This is a genomic window from Mesorhizobium sp. LCM 4576, assembly GCF_001854815.1.
Taxonomy (GTDB): Bacteria; Pseudomonadota; Alphaproteobacteria; order Rhizobiales; family Rhizobiaceae; genus Mesorhizobium; species Mesorhizobium plurifarium.
Genome location: NZ_MDDT01000045.1, coordinates 16,599 through 33,210, shown reverse-complemented (window position 1 = coordinate 33,210; position 16,612 = coordinate 16,599). Strand labels below are relative to the sequence as shown.

The window sequence follows — 16,612 nt, the reverse complement described above, 5'->3', positions numbered from 1 at the left end:
ATGCGGGAGATGTTTTCCGCATCGCTGCGGCGCCGCAAGCCTCAGAATTTGTAGCTGAAATTCACGCCTAGCGTCTGCAGCTTCACGTCCTGGTCGCGCTCGGTGAAGGTGTCCGAAGCGTCGAAATGCTCCTTGCCGAAATCGTAGTAGCGGTATTGCGCGCCGACGACGACATTGTTGGTCAAGGCATAGTCGACGCCGGCGCCGAGCGTCCAGCCGGTGCTGGTGCGGGTTCGGGCAAAGGTGGTGCCCGCCGCCTGCGAGGTCTCGATGCCGGCGAAAGCGACGCCGCCGATGCCATAGATCAGCACGCGATCCATGGCATAGCCTGCCTTGGCATTGATCGACCCGAACCACTTGACGTCGGTGCCGAACGTGTTTCCCGGCGCGGCGTCGGCGGTGCCGTCGATCGAGGCGTAGTTGAGATCGGCCTCGGCGCCGAGCACGGCCTGGTCGAACTGCCAGAGCCCGGCGACATGGCCGCCGACGAAACCGCCGTCGATGTCGGGCTTCACCGACCCGCCATCGACGGTGATGTCGGACCGGCTCCAGCCATAGCCGGCCTGCATGCCGGCATAATAGCCGGTCCAGTCGAAGCCGGGCGCGGTCATCGGCAGATCAGCGCCCAAGTCCGCCGCCCAGGCAGACCCGGACAGGGCAAGAAAGCCGGCACTGGCAAGCGTCAGTCGACGCATCGAGCGCTCCGAAATGGCGGTTCCGAAAAACTCCTGAGCGTAAACTAGCCTCATTCATCGCCAAACGGAATTGTATCTCTGCAACAGTGGTTTACGACCTGACGCTCTGGCTCCGGGCGCCGACATTTGCGAAACTGGCCCATGCAGAGGACTCAGCCAATGACGAACGCCAAGCCGACAAGCGCCGCAAAGCCGAAGCCGTGGACGGAGGCGGCGACACATCTGGTCGATGTCGCGATGGGCCGAAAGCCCGCGGATCTGGTCATCCGCAATGGGCGCTGGGTGAATGTCCATTCGGGCGAGATCATCCCACGCACCGATATCGCGATCGCCGCCGGCCGCTTCGCCTATTGCGGGCCGAATGCCGGCCACGCCATCGGGCAGGGAACCAAAGTGGTCGACGCCGGCGGACGCTATCTGGTGCCCGGCCTTTGCGACGCGCACATGCATGTCGAGAGCGGCATGGTGACGGTGACGGAATTCTGCCGAGCCGTGATCCCGCACGGCACGACGTCGATGTTCATCGATCCGCACGAGATCGCCAATGTGCTTGGATTRCCGGGCGTTCGCCTGATGCATGACGAGGCCGTCGCGATGCCGATCAACGTGCATGTGCAGATGCCGTCCTGCGTGCCTTCGGCGCCGGGGCTGGAGCACGCCGGCGCCGAATTGACGGTCGCCGACGTGGCCGAGGCGATGACCTGGGAAAACATCATCGGGCTGGGCGAGGTGATGAATTTCCCTGGCGTCGCCGCCAACGATCCGGTGATGTCGGGCGAAATCGCCGAGACGGTCAGGGCCGGCAAGACGGTGGGTGGGCATTATGCGTCGCCCGATCTTGGTCTGCCGTTCCACGGCTATGTCGCGGGCGGGGCGGAGGACGACCATGAAGGCACGCGCGCGGAGGACGCGATCGCACGGGTGCGCCAAGGCATGAAGGCGATGCTGCGGCTCGGGTCGGCCTGGTACGACGTGGCGGCGCAGATCAAGGCAGTGACTGAAGGCGGCATCGACCCGCGCAACTTCATCCTGTGCACCGATGACAGCCATTCCGGCACGCTCGTGCATGAAGGCCATATGGACCGCGTGGTGCGGCATGCCATCAGCCAGGGGCTGAAGCCGGTGACGGCGATCCAGATGGCGACGCTCAACACCGCCCAGCATTTCAGACTGGAGCGCGAGATCGGTTCCATCGCGCCGGGACGCCTGGCCGATCTCCTGATCGTTTCCGACCTTGCCCAGATGACGATAGACGAAGTCTATGGCCGCGGCGTCCGGCTGGCGAAGGCCGGCAAGCTCGAGATCGACATTCCTGCCTATGACTATCCGCAATCCGCGAAGAACACCGTCAGGCTCGGCAAGGCGCTCGCGGCGAAAGACTTCGACATTTTTGCGCCGCAGGGCGCCAACGAGGTGCGGGCGCGGGTTATCGGCGTGATCGAGAACCAGGCGCCGAYGCGGGCTCTCGAGGCCGATCTCGCCGTCGAGGACGGGTTGGTCGCCATGGATCGCCGCAACGACATCTGCCAGATCGCGCTGGTCGAGCGCCATCGCGGCACGGGCGGCGTCACTAACGCCTTCGTTTCCGGATTTGGTTACGTGGAGGACTGCGCGATGGCGTCAAGCGTGGCGCATGACGCGCACCACATCATCGTCGTTGGCACCAACAAGAAAGACATGGCTCTAGCCGTCAACCGGCTGAGCGAGGTGGGCGGCGGCGTCGTGCTTTATTCCAAGGGCAAGGAACTGGCGTTGGTCGAGATGCCGATCGCCGGCCTGATGTCCGACGAACGCGCCGAGATCGTCGCCGCGAAGGCCGAGCAATTGACCGAGGCCATGCGCAAGGTCGGCTGCTCGCTCAACAACGCCTATATGCAGCATTCGCTGCTGGCGCTGGTGGTCATTCCGGAGCTCAGGATTTCGGATGTCGGCCTGGTCGACGTGACGACGTTCCAGAAGGTCGACCTTTTTATCTAGGGCAGATCATCCGCCGGTCGCGATGGTCAGCACCTTGAACGGCGTGGTGATGACGACCTCCGCAACTGAACCGACCGCCTTTCCCAGGCCCTGGCCGATATTGTTGAGCTGCGTCGGGTCGGGCTCATCCGAGGCAAGGCCTGCTGGGGTGCGCAGCCGGTTGCCCAGCAATTGCACCAGGAAAGGGTTGTCGGCGAATTTGGCATGGTTCAGGCCGCCGTCGCCGCCCTTGGCCTGGGTCAGGTCGACGACCGTCACRCCGTAATTGGCCAGATCGGCGGCGTTGYCGTAATCGCCGACGCGCGGCTTGTCGCCGGAAATGAAGCTCGACAGCTTCAGCGCGCGGTCGTCGCCCGAAAGCAGGATGGCGAAGGGCTTGTCGGGCTTGCCGTAGCGGATCATCTGCTTCTTGAAGACATCGACGTCGATGTCGGGCGAGGCGAGGATGACATAGCCGAGCTTGCCGCCGAGATCGCGGTCGCCGGTGATGGCGAGCTGACGCAAAGCTTCCATCGTGAGCCAGGTGCCCATGGAATGGGCGATGATGTCGATGCTCTTGACGCGCGTCTTGGCGAGCATCCTGAGCGTCGCCTCGAGGTCGTCTCGTGCGGCGGTCGAGCTGTCCTTGTCGTAGATGTAGCCGGTCGCCTTGGCGCTCGATGCCCATGAGAACAGCACCGGCGTTCCGGGATATTTGGTGTCGTGCGCGATCTGCGTGATGCGGTAGACGCCGTCGTCAAAACCATTGTTGAAGCCGTGCACGAACACCAAAGCGCGGTCGCCGCGCATGGAAACGTCGGCGCCAACCGCCTTGGCGAATTGCCGCGCGTCGCCATAGTGGACGACATCGGTGGCGGTGAACTGCTTGGCCGGGTTGGAGTCGGCCGAGCCCTTGGCGCGCTCGATCGCGCCGACCTGATGGATCTTCGGCACGGTGACGTCCACGCGGGCATAGCTGGTGGTCAGCGAACGGTCGCCGTCGAACACCTGGCGGGGATCCTTGGTCGCCTGCTGGCGGGTGGTGGCGACGAAGATCTCATGCCTGGCGGCAATGTCGGAGGCCGGCGCCGCAACCGCCTTGCGGTTGAGCAGATCGTGCGTGGGACCGGCACAGCCGGCGAGGGCGAGCGCGAAGGCAAGGCCGACAACGATCTTCACATGCACAGTCACCCGGGGTCCCCCAAGGGCGGCAAACTCTCTATTACTCCGATAAAGCCAGAGGGCTGCCGGGTCCAGTTCAAAGTCCATGCGACGCGGAAACCCGCACCGATAGGGTTACTGCGCGGCCAGTTGGCGGATGCGGTCCGTCACATCGCGATCGCTGGCAAAGCCGTCGTCCTCGCGCAGCCRCTGTCCGATCATCTGCACCATCATCGGGTTGTCGGCGAATTTGGTATGATTGAAGCTGTCGGCGCCCTTGATCTTGGAGAGGTCGACCACCGTGACGCCGTAGGAGGYGAGGTCGGCGGCATCCCTATAGTCGCCGACGCGCGGCCGCGATCCGGCGATCAGGCCGGAGAGCCGCAGCGCCCGGTCGTCGTCCRACAGAAGCAGGATGAAGGGCTTGTCCGGCTTGCCGTAGCGGCGCATCTGGCTCTTGAAGACGTCGACATCGATGTCTGGCGAGGCGAGCACCACGTCGCCGAGCTTGCCGCTGAGATCGCGGTCGCCGGTGATGGCGAGCTGGCGCAGCGTCTCCATCGTCACCCAGGTGCCCATCGAATGGGCAACGATGTCGATACGCCGGGCGCCGGTCTGCGCCAGCATCCTCAGCGTCACTTCCAACTGGTCGCGGGCCGCTGCGGCGCTTTCCTTGTCGTAGACATAGTCGGTGGTCTTGGCGCCGGACGCCCAGGAGAACAGAACCGGCGTGCCCGGATAACCGGAATCGTGGACGATCTGGGTCAGCCGGTAGACCGCATCGTCGAAGCCGGTGTTGTAGCCATGGACGAAGACCATCACGCGGCCGCCGCGGGCGTCGATGTCGGCGTTGAGGGCGTTGACGAATTTCGGCTGCGTGTCATAGCCGACGACTTCGGAGGCCATGAAATACTTCGTCGGGTCGTTCGACTTGCCGCGCGAGCGGCGCTCGATCTGGCCCGTCTGGTGAACCGGCGGAACCGTGACGTTGACGCGGGCGTAGTTGAGCGTCGCGGAGCGTTCGCCGTCGAAGACCTTGTTCGGGTCGTCGGACCGCTTGCGCGTGGTGGCGATGAAGATCGAATGGTTGCCGGCGATCTCGGTCGCCTGCGTCGGCACGACGACGCTGCCCAGTATTTCCTGCGCCGGGTGGCCCGCGCAGCCTGCCGTCAGCAGGGCAAGGGCAATGATCAGAATTGTCTTCAACCGCACGTCGACACTTTCACTGCAATTCCACCGCGGCCACAATTGGCCGTCCACCTCCGCGAAAATCTCCCGGACAGCCGAAGTGCGGCTAAAGTAAGTCGTGTCCAGCGGAAATTGGCTCAGCGCCGGGCGAGGACCATCGGAGTGTTGCGCGAAAGCCAAAACGGCGGCAGGAAGGTTTACCGGCCCGGTCGATGGCTGTCCTGGCGTGTGCCGCCGAGATCAAATGAGGGACTTCTGTGAACAGCTTCTCTTCTCGCGTCGCCGCTGCCGCTGAAGCGATCCGCGGAATCTTTCCGGAAACGCCGCTGCAGGAGAACGATTATCTGTCGAAGAAGACCGGTGCCCGCGTGCTTTTGAAGCGCGAGGACCTGACACCGGTGCGTTCCTACAAGATCAGGGGCGCCTTCAATTTCTTCCGCAAGGCGCTCGCCGCAGGCAACAATGCCGAGCTGTTCGTCTGCGCCTCTGCCGGCAACCATGCACAGGGCTTCGCCTTCGTCTGCCGGCATTTCGGCAAAAGGGGCGTCGTGTTCATGCCGGTGACGACGCCGCAGCAGAAGATCGACAAGACGCGGCTGTTCGGTGGCGATTTCGTCGAGATCAGGCTGGTCGGCGACTTCTTCGACGATTGCTACCGCGCCGCCTTCGAATTCACCGAGAGCGCCGGCGCGCATATGGTGCCGCCTTTCGACCACAGGGACATCATCGAGGGCCAGGCGACGGTTGCCTGTGAGATCGCGGCGCAGATGCCGGGCGGGCGCGTGCCCGACATCGTCATGCTGCCGGTTGGCGGCGGCGGCCTTGCCGCCGGGGTGACGCATTATTTCGCCGACCAGCATCGCGAGCCGCGTTTCGTGTTCTGCGAGCCGGCGGGCGCGCCGAGCCTCGCCGAGAGCCTTGCCAACGGCAAGCGGGTCAAGCTCGCCAAGGTCGATAATTTCGTCGATGGAGCCGCGGTGGCCGAGATCGGCCGCGAGCCGCTGCGCCATCTCAAGGAGTTCACCGCGGACGCCGTGCGCCTGGTGCCGGAGAACCGGCTCTGCGCCACCATGATCGAGATGCTCAATGTCGAGGGCGTCGTGCTGGAGCCGGCCGGAGCGCTGGCGATCGACGCGCTCAAGGATTTTTCGCGCAAGGAGATCAGGGGCAAGACGATCGTCGCCGTTGTCTCCGGCGGCAATTTCGACTTCGAGCGGCTGCCGGACGTGAAGGAGCGGGCGCTGCGCTTCGAGGGGCTGAAGAAATACTTCATCATCCGCTTTCCGCAGCGGCCGGGCGCGCTGCGCGATTTCCTTGAAATGCTCGGTCCCGACGACGACATCGCCCGCTTCGAGTACCTGAAGAAGTCAGCGCGCAATTTCGGTTCGGTGCTGATCGGCATCGAGACCAAGGACCGGCGCAATTTCGACCTGCTGAAGGCCAATTTCGACGCCGAGGGCGTGCAATATCAGGACATCACCGACAACGAGACGCTGGCGGGATTCATCATATGAGCGCAAAACAAAGCACGGTTTTCGTGGCGCTGTTTTCCGGCATCAATGTCGGCGGCAACCGCATCGTCAAAATGGYGGAACTCAAGGCCTTCTTCGAAGGTCTCGGCTTCAGCGGTGTCGCGACCTATGTGCAGAGCGGCAATGTCGTGTTCCGGGCGAAGAACGGGGACGCGGCGGCGCTGACCAAGGAACTCGAGACAGCCTTCGAGAAGAAGTGGGGGTTCAATTCGCGCATCCTGGTGCGCGACGCCGGCTGGCTCGAGCGGCTGGCGAAGGACAATCCCTATCCCGAGGTCGCCGGCGAGCCGACCAAGCTGCACGCTTATGCGCTGGAGCGCGAGCCGACGGCAGAGGAAATCAAGCGGCTCGCCGACAAATGCACCGGACCCGAGCGCTTCGAGATCAAGGGCGACGTGCTTTACCTGCATGCGCCGGACGGGCTCGGCAAATCTGTGTTCGCCAACCTCATTCCACGTACCTTGAAGGTGCCGGGCACGGCGCGCAACTGGCGCAGCGTGCTGGCGCTGCTGGAAATGGCCGGCAAGGCCGGCGGCGCCTGAAGCCGTAGAGCTAAGCAGCCTTTTGCCAGTCGAAGCTCAATTCCTCGCGGAAGGCGAAGCGCTTGATGTGGTCGGCGACCACGCTCTCCAGCCGCTCCAGCGAAGCCGTATCGTCGGCGGCCAAGGCGATATGCAGCGCATGATCGTCGGCGTCCATCACGGTGCGGCCGATCGAAAGCTGGATGGCGCCATGCCACAGGTCGAACTCGACCGGGAATTTGTGCGACCAGTGTTTGCAGAGCTGCTGCAGATAGCGGCTGGCATGTTCGGTGGCGACATCGGCGCGGCTGGTCGGCATGAGATTCTCCTGGCGGATGAAGAAACRCCAGCCCCGATAAGGCTGGCGCCAATGGCAGATAGATAGGCACAGCCTGGCCAAACGCTAGCGGCCGCCGGTCAAATCGGCGTCGATCGCCGGTTTACCAGACGCCGGTGTTCGCCATCGAGGCCCACGGCTCGGCCTTCGCCTTGGCGGGGCCCTTCTGCAGCAGCTCGATCGAGATGCCGTCCGGCGAGCGGATGAAGGCCATGTTGCCGTCGCGCGGCGGACGATTGATGGTCACGCCATTGTCCATCAGCTTCTGGCAGGTGGCATAGATGTCGTCGACCTCATAGGCGAGGTGGCCGAAATTGCGGCCGCCCTTATAATCCTCCGGGTCCCAATTGTAGGTCAGCTCGACCAGCGGCGCCTTCTCATTGATGCCGCTCTGCTCGTCTTCGGGCGCGGCGAGGAAGATCAGCGTGTAGCGGCCCTGCTCGTTTTCGTAACGGCGCACCTCCTTCAGGCCGAGCTTGTTGCAGTAGAAATCGAGAGACTGGTCGATATCGGCGACGCGGACCATTGTGTGCAGATAGCGCATGGCGGCTTCCTCGGGATTGTTGGGGTTGCCAGGCACCATAGGAGCCGTTCGGCGAAAGGGCAATCGTCCGACAATAGCGGCGGAGCGATCGATTTTCGGCCTCGCGATTCGTGTTCGGCAAGCGCCGGCAAACAACATTTCAGCCTTTCCGGTGCTGAACGGTGAAAAAAGGCACGTCAGCCCTTRCACACCCCGGAAGCCGCAGTGTTAATCTCTTGGCAAGAATCAGTTGCGGTTTGGTTGGAAAAAGGGGGCATTCTTATGGGGGAAAAGGCCTCTTTTACGAGGCGGGACGGAAGCCTTGACGACGCCTTGAGACGGGACAATGGCGGCGACCCCGCCGAGCTTGTCGAAATCGCCGGCGCTATCAAATGGTTCGACGTGGCCAAGGGCTACGGCTTCATTCTTCCGGACGACGGTGTCTCGGGTGATATCCTCCTCCATGTGACTTGTCTTCGAAAGGACGGCTTCCAGACGGCGCTCGAGGGCGCGCGGGTCGTCTGCCTTGTGAAACAAGGCGAGCGCGGGCTGCAGGCTTTCCGGGTCCTTTCCATGGATGCCTCGACGGCCGTGCACCCGGCGGAGCAGGAACAGCGCACCCACGTTACCGTCAGCCCGGAGAGCGGTCTCGAGCGGGCCCTGGTCAAGTGGTTCAACCGCACCAAGGGTTTCGGCTTCCTGACGCGGGGCGAGGGAACGGAAGACATCTTCGTCCACATGGAGACGCTGCGGCGCTACGGTATAACCGAGCTCCGGCCGGGCCAGGTCGTGCTCGTCCGCTTCGGACGCGGCGACAAAGGCCTTATGGYCGCCGAAATCCACCCCGATATGGGTACCTTGTCGGTCTCGCACTAAGGGCCTCTCGACGCCGTCGACAGTCCCCGCGCCGCGGATCGAGCATATTGTCCGAAAGCCGGTTCCACTTCTCCGGATCATGGTCTAGGACGAGGGTCTGGACGAGGTACCCCATGGCTCATCGCAATTGGCTGACCGCGGGCGCGCTCTGCGCCGCGATCGTTTTCGCCGCCTGTTTCATCGCCGCGAGACCGAGTTCGGCGGATGCGATGCTGCTGCCMATCGACCGGGCGCCGCTGGTGGTGGCGACCGGCTCGGGCGAGCGTTCCTTCTCCATCGAGATCGCCGACACCTCCGCCGAGCGGGAGGCGGGACTGATGTTTCGCCGGACGATGGCCGACGATCACGGCATGTTGTTCGTCTTCGAAAGAACCGGCGAGGTGGATTTCTGGATGAAGAACACGCCGATGGCGCTCGACCTCATCTTTGTCGGCCCGGACGGCAGGATCAAGGCCATCAAGCGCGGCGAGCCCGAATCCGAAGCGATCATCTCGCCCGGACAGYCGGTACGCTTCGTGCTTGAACTGAAGGCAGGCACGGCCGCCAGGGACGGCATCAAGGAAGGCGATCTCTTGYGCCATCCGGCCATCAGCGCCGGTTCCAACTGAAAGCGGTTTGATGCAATTCCTTTCGCATGACGGTTTCGAGCTCGCCTATCTCGATCGCCAGCCGGCCTCGGGGCAGGGCGACCCGGTGCTGATGATCCATGGCTTTGCCTCCAGCCACTATGTCAACTGGGTCTCGCCGGGCTGGTTCAAGACGCTGAACGACGCCGGCTACCGGGCGATCRCTTTCGACCACCGCGGCCACGGCTCGTCGTCCAAGAGCTATGACGAGGCCGATTACACGCCGCAAAAGATGGCATCCGACGCGGCCGCGCTGCTCGATCATCTCGGCATCGAGCGCGCGCATGTCATGGGCTATTCGATGGGCGCGCGTGTTTCGGCTTTCCTGGCGTTGTCCGATCCTCAGAAGGTCGCGACGCTGGTGTTCGGCGGCCTCGGCATCGGCATGGTCGACGGCGTCGGCGACTGGGACCCGATCGCGGCCGCCCTGCTGGCGGAAGACCCTTCCCAGACCACGCATCCGCGCGGCCGTTCCTTCCGCGCCTTCGCCGACCAGACGCGCAGCGACCGCCGCGCGCTCGCGGCTTGCATCGCAAAGTCGCGCGAGCTGCTCAGCGAGGACGACATGGCTCGCATCGCTCAGCCGACGCTGATCGCCGTCGGCACGAAGGACGATATCGGCGGCTCGCCGGACGAGCTTGCCGCTTTGATGCCCAACGCCAGGGCCTTCCACATCGAGGGCCGCGACCACATGCTCGCCGTCGGCGACAAGAGCTTCAAGCAGCGCGTGCTCGAGTTCTACGCCGAAAACCCGCTCTGAGCGGGGCGCTCTTTGGCCTGACAATGGTCGATCTTCTCGTCACCTATATGGAGATGCTGACGCCCCCGCAGGGCGCGCCGCTTGCGTCACCGTCGCCGGACGCGATCGTGACGCGCGAAAGGCTCGATCCTGCCAGTTATCTCGACCTCTACCRCTCGGTCGGCGGACCGGTGCAATGGGACCAGCGCCTGCGCAWGCCGGAAGCGGACCTCGAAACGCTGCTTGCCGGCGCTTCTACGCATATCCATGTGCTGCGCGTCGATGGCGAGGCCGCAGGCTTCTGYGAGTTCAACAATGTCGGCCAAGCGGCTATCGAGCTCGTCCACTTCGGGCTGGTCCCGGCCTTTCAAGGCAAGCGCTTGGGTCCGTTCCTGCTCGATCAGGCGTTGCGCGCGGCATGGTCGCATCGGCCGCAAAGACTGTGGCTTCACACCRACACCTATGATCATCCGGCGGCCCGGTCGGTTTACGAGCGCGCGGGTTTCAGAGGTTACGCGGAGAGGATCGAGACCTTTCCAGACTAGTCGGAAGGCGCCGCGCGCTTTCCGTAGCCATCTAGGCGCGGGCTCTCCTATCGGCCAGGGATCTCGCCATGACGCACAACAGCTCGAACATCATCGTCGCGCCGGCCAGCGCCGTCATGCCGGCAAGATCAAACGGAGGCGAGACCTCGACGACATCGGCGCCTGCGAAATTCAATCCGTCCAGCGATCGAACCATCTCCTGCGCCTCGCGCGTCGTGAAGCCGCCGAGCTCCGGCGTGCCGGTGCCGGGGGCCATGGACGGATCGATGCAATCGATGTCGAACGTCACGTAGGTCGGGCTGTCGCCGACAAGATCGCGCGCTTCCTGCATGACGGAAGCGACGCCGCGCCGGACGAACTCTTCCATATAGATGACGCGCACGCCTTGGGYGGTCGCCCAGTCGTGCTCGCCTGGCTCATAGATCGACCCTCTGATCCCGATCTGGACCACACGCTTGGGGTCGAGAAGGCCTTCCTCGATCGCGCGCCGGAAAGGCGTTCCGTGCGTATAGGGATTGTCGCCGAAGTAGCGGTCGTTGGTGTCGGAATGGGCGTCGAAGTGGATCATGCCGACCGGCGCCTTGCGGGCCACCGCGCGCAGCACCGGCAGCGTCGTCAGATGATCGCCGCCGGCGGCCAGGGGGAGCGCTCCCTCGGCGACGATGGCCGCAATGCCGTCCTCGATGCGCTTCAACCCGTCGAGCAGATTGATGGGATTGACCGACAGGTCGCCGACATCGGCAATGTTGGCGATGCTGAACGGCTCCGTTCCCGAGACGTGGTGGACGCGGCGCATCAGGCTCGACTGGTTCCTGATTTCGCGCGGACCATGGCGGGCGCCGGCCCGGTTCGTCGTGCCGCCGTCCCAGGGAATCCCGACAAGCGCGATGTCGAGCCCCTTCGCCGTCGGCACGGCCGGCAACCGCATGAAGGTGGAAAGTCCGGCAAAGCGCGGCACCTGCGCGGCGTCGACGGGTTGGTGGAAGCTGTTCTGCATGGTGTTGGTCATCTCAGGCGAATTCACGTTTGACGATTTCGGCGATGCGCGTTTTGCAGTCGCTCAGCAGCCAGCGGCCCTTCTCGGCAGAGGAGCCTTCGGTGAGCGACAGCACGCCCGAGGGCGGCACTTCTTCGGCAGGGCGAGGATAACGGTCATAGGGCTTGAAGCGGRCCGGGCCGTCATGCAAGGCCCGGTCGAGATCGACGAGTTCCGGGCGCAGCGCCAGCATCATCGAGGTTTCGATCACGCTTGCATGTTCCAGTTCGATGCCGGGATAACCGTCGGGAAACACCCGGGCGAGGGTTTCAGGGCGAAGCATTTCCCAATGATCGATACGCAGGATGGTCATGTCCGCGGCGCGGTCGCGACCGATCGCGTCGAGCGCCAGTTCGATGCCCTCGATGGACGGGCCGATGTTTTCGTAATGGCCGTTGAGCACCACGATGCGCCGCACCTTCTGACGATGCAGGTCGCAGATCACGTCCTTGACCAGAAGCGAAAAGGTGTGCGCGGTGATGTTGACCGTGCCGGGAAAGGCCGGGCCGCCGCCGGTTCTCGGCTGCGAACGATTGCCGTAGGCGATCGTCGGTGCGACGAGGCCRCCCACTTCCGACGCCACACTCGCGGCAATGGCGGTCGGGATCACGACATCGACGTTCATCGCCATATGGTGGCCATGCTGCTCGGTCGAGCCAAGCGGCAGGAAAATCGGCGCGCCGGCCGATATCCTCCTTTGGGCTTCGGGCCAAGGCAATTCGGCCAGGAAAACGCTGTCCATCACGATCTTTCCCATCTCAAAGCATGGCCGCGCCGCCATTGGCGCCGAGGCATTGTCCGGTGAAGAACGTCGCGCCGGGACCAGCGAGGAAGACGACGGCTGACGCGATTTCCTCAGGCCTGCCGATCCGGCGCAGCGGATGCATCGTCTCCTGAGCCTGCTGGTTCTCGCTGAGGGCGTCGAAGCCCAGCAGCGGGGTGTCGGTCGGTCCCGGCGCGACGGCGTTGACCAGGATCCGCGGCGCGAGTTCCCGCGCCCAGGAACGGGTGAGRCCGAGCAAAGCGGCCTTGGTGGCGCAATAGACCGAAGCCTCGGCGCGGCCGAGATAGGCGAGTTCCGAGGCGATGTTGATGATGCGGCCACCATCGGCGAGGTGAGGCAGCATTTCCCGCGTCATCAGGATGGCGCCGCGGACGTTGACCGCGAACATGCGGTCAACGTGTTCAGCCGAAATCCGGCCGAGCGGTGCTTCCTGAAGGATGCCGGCATTGTTGACCAGTATATCGCAGCCGCCGAGCCGGCGCGCGCCTTCGGCGGCGGCAGCGACGATATCGCCTTCCCTCGCGAGGTCACAGGCAAGGATGGGCAGGTCCCGCTCGGATCCGATCAGATCCAGCCCGATGACCGTGGCGCCGGCTTCCCGCAGCRCCAGCGCCGTCGCCCGCCCGATTCCGCTGGCRGCGCCGGTGACGAGCGCGCGCCTTCCATGCAGTGCAGCTACCAAGGCACTTCTCCCCTGTCGACGCCGAGCGATTGTCCGGTGATGTTGGCGGCAAGCTCCGAGGCCAGGAAGAGGTAGGTGCCGGCGACGTCATCCGGCACCATGAGACCGGGCAGCGCCTGTCCATCGACAATCGCGTCGAGCAGCTCGGCCTCGCCGCGGCCGTCATGCTCGGCCATGCGGCCGAGGGAGCGCATGGAAGACTCGGTCCGCACCCAGCCAGGGCAAACGGCGTTGACGCGAATGCCTTTCGGGCCGAGTTCCCTGGCCCAGGTTTTCGTCAGGCCGATGATGGCGTGCTTGGAGGCCACATAGGCGCCGAACCTCGCTTCGGCGACGCGCCCCCAGATCGAGGCCGTGTTGACGATCGAACCGCCGGCCGGCATGCGCGGCAAGGCTCGCGCCGTGACCAGGGCGGTTCCGATCACATTGATCTCGACGATGCGGCGGAACGCAGCCTCGTTGTCGTCRCCGGCGTCATCGACCGGCGTCATCAGCTCGAGGCCGGCATTGTTGACGAGCACGTCGATGCGGGCGAGGGGGGCGAGCGCCGCCGCAACCGCCTCGCGATCGGCAATGTCGGCCTCGGCGCCGGTGGCATTCAGTTCACGCGCCCGCTGATGGATGGCCGCATCGTTGGCGATCAGGTGCAGCGTGGCGCCGGCCTGAGCGAAGCGGCGCGCTATGCCGAGCCCGATGCCTCGGCTCGCCCCCGTGATCACCACGACCCTGCCGGAGAAGGTGAGGCTCAWACCGCTGTCCCGGTTTCGTTGMGGATCAGATGAAGCACCTTGTTGCGCAGCTCGAAGAACTTCTGCGTTTCGCGGATTTCCAGCGGCCGCTGCGGGCCGAGCTCGGCCGCCACGTCGATATCGGCGACGACCGAGGCGGGCCGGCGCGAGAACAGGATGATCCGATCGGCGAGGAACACCGCTTCCTCGACGTCGTGGGTTACGAAGATGACGGTCTTTTCCTCGCGGATCTGGATCAGCCGCAATTCGACCTGCAGACGCTCGCGCGTCAGCGCGTCGAGGGCGCCGAAGGGCTCGTCCATGAGGAGCACGTCGGAGCCGGCGGCAAGCGTGCGCGCGATGGCGACCCGCTGGCGCATGCCGCCTGAGATCCGGTTCGGATAGGAAGCGGCAAAATCAGCAAGGCCGAACAGGTCCAGATAGTGGCGTGTACGCTCCGACTTTTGCGCCGACGTGATGTCGTTGCGGTAGCGCATGCCGAAGGCGATGTTGCGTTCAACCGTCAGCCAGGGGAAGGACGAGTAGGACTGGAACACCATGCCGCGTCGCCGGTCGGGCCRCACGACCTTCTCGCCGCCAAGCAGGATGGAGCCGGAGGTCGGTTCGTCGAGCCCGCCGACCATCCTCATCAGCGTGGTCTTGCCGCAGCCCGACGGGCCGAGAAAGACGACCAGCGAGTTGCGCTCCAGGCCTAGGTTGGTTTTCCGCACCACTTCGACAGGGCCGAAGGACTTCGCCGTATCGGCGAACTGGACATAGGCGCTCATCGTCGTGCCCTCACAGATACCGGAACAGCCGGCGGTGAAGCAGGCGAAGCAACTGGTCGGTGACGAGGCCGATCAGCCCGATGACCACGACTCCGGCCATGACCTCGGGCGTCTTGACGAAGCGGCGCGCCGTCCAGATCACGTAGCCGATGCCGGAATYGGCGGCGACGATCTCGGCGATGATCAGGTAGGTCCAGCACCAGCCGAGCGTGATGCGCAGGTTGTCGATGAGGGTCGGTCCCATCCAGCGCAGGGCGACGTCCGTCATCACCTGCCGCGAATTGGCGCCGACCGTGCGGGCCACCTCTACGAATTCCTGCGGCACCCGCCGCATGTCGTCGGCCACCAGCAGCACGAGCTGGAAGAATGTGCCCAGCCACAACAGGAAGACCTTGGTTTCCTCGCCGACGCCGAACCAGATTATCGACAACGGCACCAGCGCCGGAACCGGGAGGTAGCGGATGAAGTCGATCATCGGCTCCAGCACGGCGCCGATGATGCGATAGGAGCTCATCATGATGCCGATTGGAATCGCCATCGCCGCCGCCAGCAGGAACGCGATCCAGACGCGAGCGGTCGACACGGCAACGTGCCAGACGAGGTTCTGTTCGGTCAGCATCGTCCACAGGGCGGCGACCACGCGGGTGGGCGAGGRCAGGAATTGCGGCGCGATGATGCCGGAGCGCGCGGCCGCCTCCCAGGCCGCCACCACCAGGAAAGCCGCGGCGAYGCCGACCGAAAGTTCCACCATCGGCGCAACACGGCCGCGGAAGACGAACAGATTGCTGAACAAAATCGCTATCCCTGGGGTGATGGGGGAGGCTGCGGCGCGTATCGGAAGACCTACTTCGCAGGCACTTTGTTGATCACCGAATTGTCGATCTGATCGGCGGCGATCAGCTTGTTGTCGGCGGCGCCGTTTTCCAGGTTGAGCTGCATGACGGTGTCGAAGATGCCGTGCAGGGTGCCTTTCTCGCCCGGCTTGYCCATATAGGCGAGCGACTCGGAAAGCGTAGTGTAGGAGAGCGAGCCGTTGACGATCCCMTTCACCTCATCCGGCGTCAGCCCGAAATGCTTGGACGCCATCTCGGCGAACTTGTCCGGCTCGGCCTTGATGAAATCGACGGCTTCATAGATGCAGCCGAGGAAACGGGCATATTTGTCCGGGTTGGCCTTGAGATCATCGTTGCGCACGATGATCGCGTCGATGATGATGCCGCGATGATCCTTGGATGAGATCAGCATGCGCGCGCCCGGTCGGGTCGAGGCCTTGAGCGCCTGCGACATGAACGGCTCATAGGTGGCGATCGCGGCGATCGAGGGATCGACGAACACCGCGCCGGTGTCGGCGGAGGCGATATCCTTGATCTGAAGGTCTTTCAGCGACAGGCCCGCCTGCTTCAGCTCCATCTGCAGCAGCAGGCGGGCGGGGATATTGGGCTCCGCGGCCACCACCTTGCCCTTGAGGTCGGCCACCGACTTGACGTTGTCGTCGGTGATCACGCCGTCGCCGCCAACCGATTCATCGATCGTGCCGATGATGATGCCGGGGGTCGAGGCATCGCGCGGGCGGCCCTGATATTCGCCGACCGAACGCATCTGCAGTTCGATGTCGCCGCGCGCCATCGCCGCCATGACGTTCGTCAGGTCGTCCTCGAACTTGATGCTGACATCGAGATCCTTCTTGGCGAAACAGCCAAGATCGGAAGCAATGTGGACAGGTGCAAATCCCAACCATGTGGGCGCCAGGATGCGAATCTGGTCGGCGCTGAAGGCGGATTGCGCGCTGGCGAGCACGAGCGCGGCGGACAAGGCGAAGGCCCTGAATGACTTCATGATTGTTCCCCAATGTTTTGTGTTTGTTTTGCGCAGGCTCGCGGCTTTCAACATTGATG

General features: G+C 64.2%; 19 protein-coding genes. 7 read left to right on the top strand and 12 right to left on the bottom strand.

Going from position 1 to position 16,612, the window contains the following annotated elements:
- Positions 1-41 precede the first annotated feature (41 nt).
- Positions 42-695 carry an outer membrane protein gene (locus tag LCM4576_RS23495; protein ID WP_071034885.1) on the bottom strand — a complete coding sequence of 218 codons (654 nt, stop codon included), beginning with the start codon at positions 693-695 and terminating at the stop codon, positions 42-44.
- 159 nt (positions 696-854) lie between these two features.
- Between LCM4576_RS23495 and ade the strand changes: the two genes are divergently transcribed.
- On the top strand, positions 855-2,672 hold the full coding sequence (ade, locus tag LCM4576_RS23490) for an adenine deaminase (RefSeq protein WP_071034884.1): 1,818 nt from the start codon (positions 855-857) through the stop codon (positions 2,670-2,672).
- 6 nt (positions 2,673-2,678) lie between these two features.
- Here ade and LCM4576_RS23485 read toward each other — a convergent pair whose 3' ends face one another.
- On the bottom strand, positions 2,679-3,842 hold the full coding sequence (locus LCM4576_RS23485) for an alpha/beta hydrolase (RefSeq protein WP_071034883.1): 1,164 nt from the start codon (positions 3,840-3,842) through the stop codon (positions 2,679-2,681).
- Between the two features lie 105 nt (positions 3,843-3,947).
- Complete coding sequence (locus LCM4576_RS23480; protein ID WP_071034882.1) at positions 3,948-5,024, bottom strand: alpha/beta hydrolase; 1,077 nt, start codon at positions 5,022-5,024, stop codon at positions 3,948-3,950.
- Positions 5,025-5,257: 233 nt separating this feature from the next.
- Here LCM4576_RS23480 and ilvA point away from each other — a divergent pair, with 233 nt between their 5' ends.
- Both ilvA and LCM4576_RS23470 read left to right on the top strand, forming a co-directional pair.
- A complete protein-coding gene (gene ilvA, locus LCM4576_RS23475; protein ID WP_071034881.1) occupies positions 5,258-6,514 on the top strand; it encodes a threonine ammonia-lyase IlvA in 1,257 nt (418 codons plus the stop codon).
- Positions 6,511-7,074, top strand: coding sequence for a DUF1697 domain-containing protein (locus LCM4576_RS23470; RefSeq protein ID WP_071034880.1), 564 nt, complete (start codon positions 6,511-6,513; stop codon positions 7,072-7,074). Before ilvA ends, LCM4576_RS23470 begins: the two co-directional genes overlap by 4 nt.
- Positions 7,075-7,084: 10 nt before the next feature.
- Here LCM4576_RS23470 and LCM4576_RS23465 read toward each other — a convergent pair whose 3' ends face one another.
- Both LCM4576_RS23465 and gloA read right to left on the bottom strand, forming a co-directional pair.
- Positions 7,085-7,372 carry a DUF2218 domain-containing protein gene (locus LCM4576_RS23465; protein ID WP_071034918.1) on the bottom strand — a complete coding sequence of 96 codons (288 nt, stop codon included), beginning with the start codon at positions 7,370-7,372 and terminating at the stop codon, positions 7,085-7,087.
- Between the two features lie 121 nt (positions 7,373-7,493).
- On the bottom strand, positions 7,494-7,934 hold the full coding sequence (gloA, locus tag LCM4576_RS23460) for a lactoylglutathione lyase (RefSeq protein WP_040982345.1): 441 nt from the start codon (positions 7,932-7,934) through the stop codon (positions 7,494-7,496).
- 261 nt (positions 7,935-8,195) lie between these two features.
- Here gloA and LCM4576_RS23455 point away from each other — a divergent pair, with 261 nt between their 5' ends.
- The 4 genes from LCM4576_RS23455 to LCM4576_RS23440 all read left to right on the top strand — a co-directional run bounded on the left by LCM4576_RS23455 (position 8,196) and on the right by LCM4576_RS23440 (position 10,699).
- Positions 8,196-8,789, top strand: a complete 594-nt coding sequence (locus LCM4576_RS23455) for a cold-shock protein (RefSeq protein ID WP_071034879.1) — start codon at positions 8,196-8,198, stop codon at positions 8,787-8,789.
- A 113-nt stretch (positions 8,790-8,902) separates the two neighbouring features.
- Positions 8,903-9,397: a DUF192 domain-containing protein gene (locus LCM4576_RS23450; protein WP_071034878.1), complete on the top strand. Its 495-nt coding sequence runs from the start codon at positions 8,903-8,905 to the stop codon at positions 9,395-9,397.
- 10 nt (positions 9,398-9,407) lie between these two features.
- Complete coding sequence (locus tag LCM4576_RS23445; RefSeq protein ID WP_071034877.1) at positions 9,408-10,175, top strand: alpha/beta fold hydrolase; 768 nt, start codon at positions 9,408-9,410, stop codon at positions 10,173-10,175.
- 23 nt (positions 10,176-10,198) lie between these two features.
- On the top strand, positions 10,199-10,699 hold the full coding sequence (locus LCM4576_RS23440) for a GNAT family N-acetyltransferase (protein ID WP_071034876.1): 501 nt from the start codon (positions 10,199-10,201) through the stop codon (positions 10,697-10,699).
- 31 nt (positions 10,700-10,730) lie between these two features.
- Here the strand turns inward: LCM4576_RS23440 and speB are convergent, their stop codons facing one another.
- From speB to LCM4576_RS23405, 7 genes are read right to left on the bottom strand one after another with little or no spacing between them, the layout of a single operon-like run.
- A complete protein-coding gene (gene speB / locus LCM4576_RS23435; protein WP_071034917.1) occupies positions 10,731-11,696 on the bottom strand; it encodes an agmatinase in 966 nt (321 codons plus the stop codon).
- Positions 11,697-11,709: 13 nt separating this feature from the next.
- Entirely contained in the window at positions 11,710-12,477 is a 768-nt protein-coding gene (locus LCM4576_RS23430; RefSeq protein ID WP_244510897.1) for a creatininase, read from the bottom strand.
- 16 nt (positions 12,478-12,493) lie between these two features.
- The gene (locus LCM4576_RS23425) at positions 12,494-13,201 is read right to left on the bottom strand and encodes an SDR family NAD(P)-dependent oxidoreductase (protein ID WP_071034874.1); all 708 of its coding nucleotides are present in this window, start codon (positions 13,199-13,201) and stop codon (positions 12,494-12,496) included.
- Positions 13,195-13,920: an SDR family NAD(P)-dependent oxidoreductase gene (locus LCM4576_RS23420; RefSeq protein ID WP_244510896.1), complete on the bottom strand. Its 726-nt coding sequence runs from the start codon at positions 13,918-13,920 to the stop codon at positions 13,195-13,197. Before LCM4576_RS23420 ends, LCM4576_RS23425 begins: the two co-directional genes overlap by 7 nt.
- A gap of 26 nt (positions 13,921-13,946) precedes the next feature.
- Positions 13,947-14,717, bottom strand: a complete 771-nt coding sequence (locus tag LCM4576_RS23415; RefSeq protein ID WP_071034872.1) for an ABC transporter ATP-binding protein — start codon at positions 14,715-14,717, stop codon at positions 13,947-13,949.
- A gap of 10 nt (positions 14,718-14,727) precedes the next feature.
- Positions 14,728-15,510 carry an ABC transporter permease gene (locus LCM4576_RS23410; RefSeq protein ID WP_244510895.1) on the bottom strand — a complete coding sequence of 261 codons (783 nt, stop codon included), beginning with the start codon at positions 15,508-15,510 and terminating at the stop codon, positions 14,728-14,730.
- 50 nt (positions 15,511-15,560) lie between these two features.
- Positions 15,561-16,553, bottom strand: coding sequence for an ABC transporter substrate-binding protein (locus LCM4576_RS23405; protein WP_071034870.1), 993 nt, complete (start codon positions 16,551-16,553; stop codon positions 15,561-15,563).
- Between the last annotated feature and the right edge of the window lie 59 nt (positions 16,554-16,612).

Bases quoted from the DNA above. Each gene is read 5' to 3' on its own strand.
- LCM4576_RS23465 (WP_071034918.1), bottom strand. From the start codon at position 7,372: ATGCCGACCAGCCGCGCCGATGTCGCCACCGAACATGCCAGCCGCTAT.
- LCM4576_RS23495 (WP_071034885.1), bottom strand. From the start codon at position 695: ATGCGTCGACTGACGCTTGCCAGTGCCGGCTTTCTTGCCCTGTCCGGG.
- gloA (WP_040982345.1), bottom strand. From the start codon at position 7,934: ATGCGCTATCTGCACACAATGGTCCGCGTCGCCGATATCGACCAGTCT.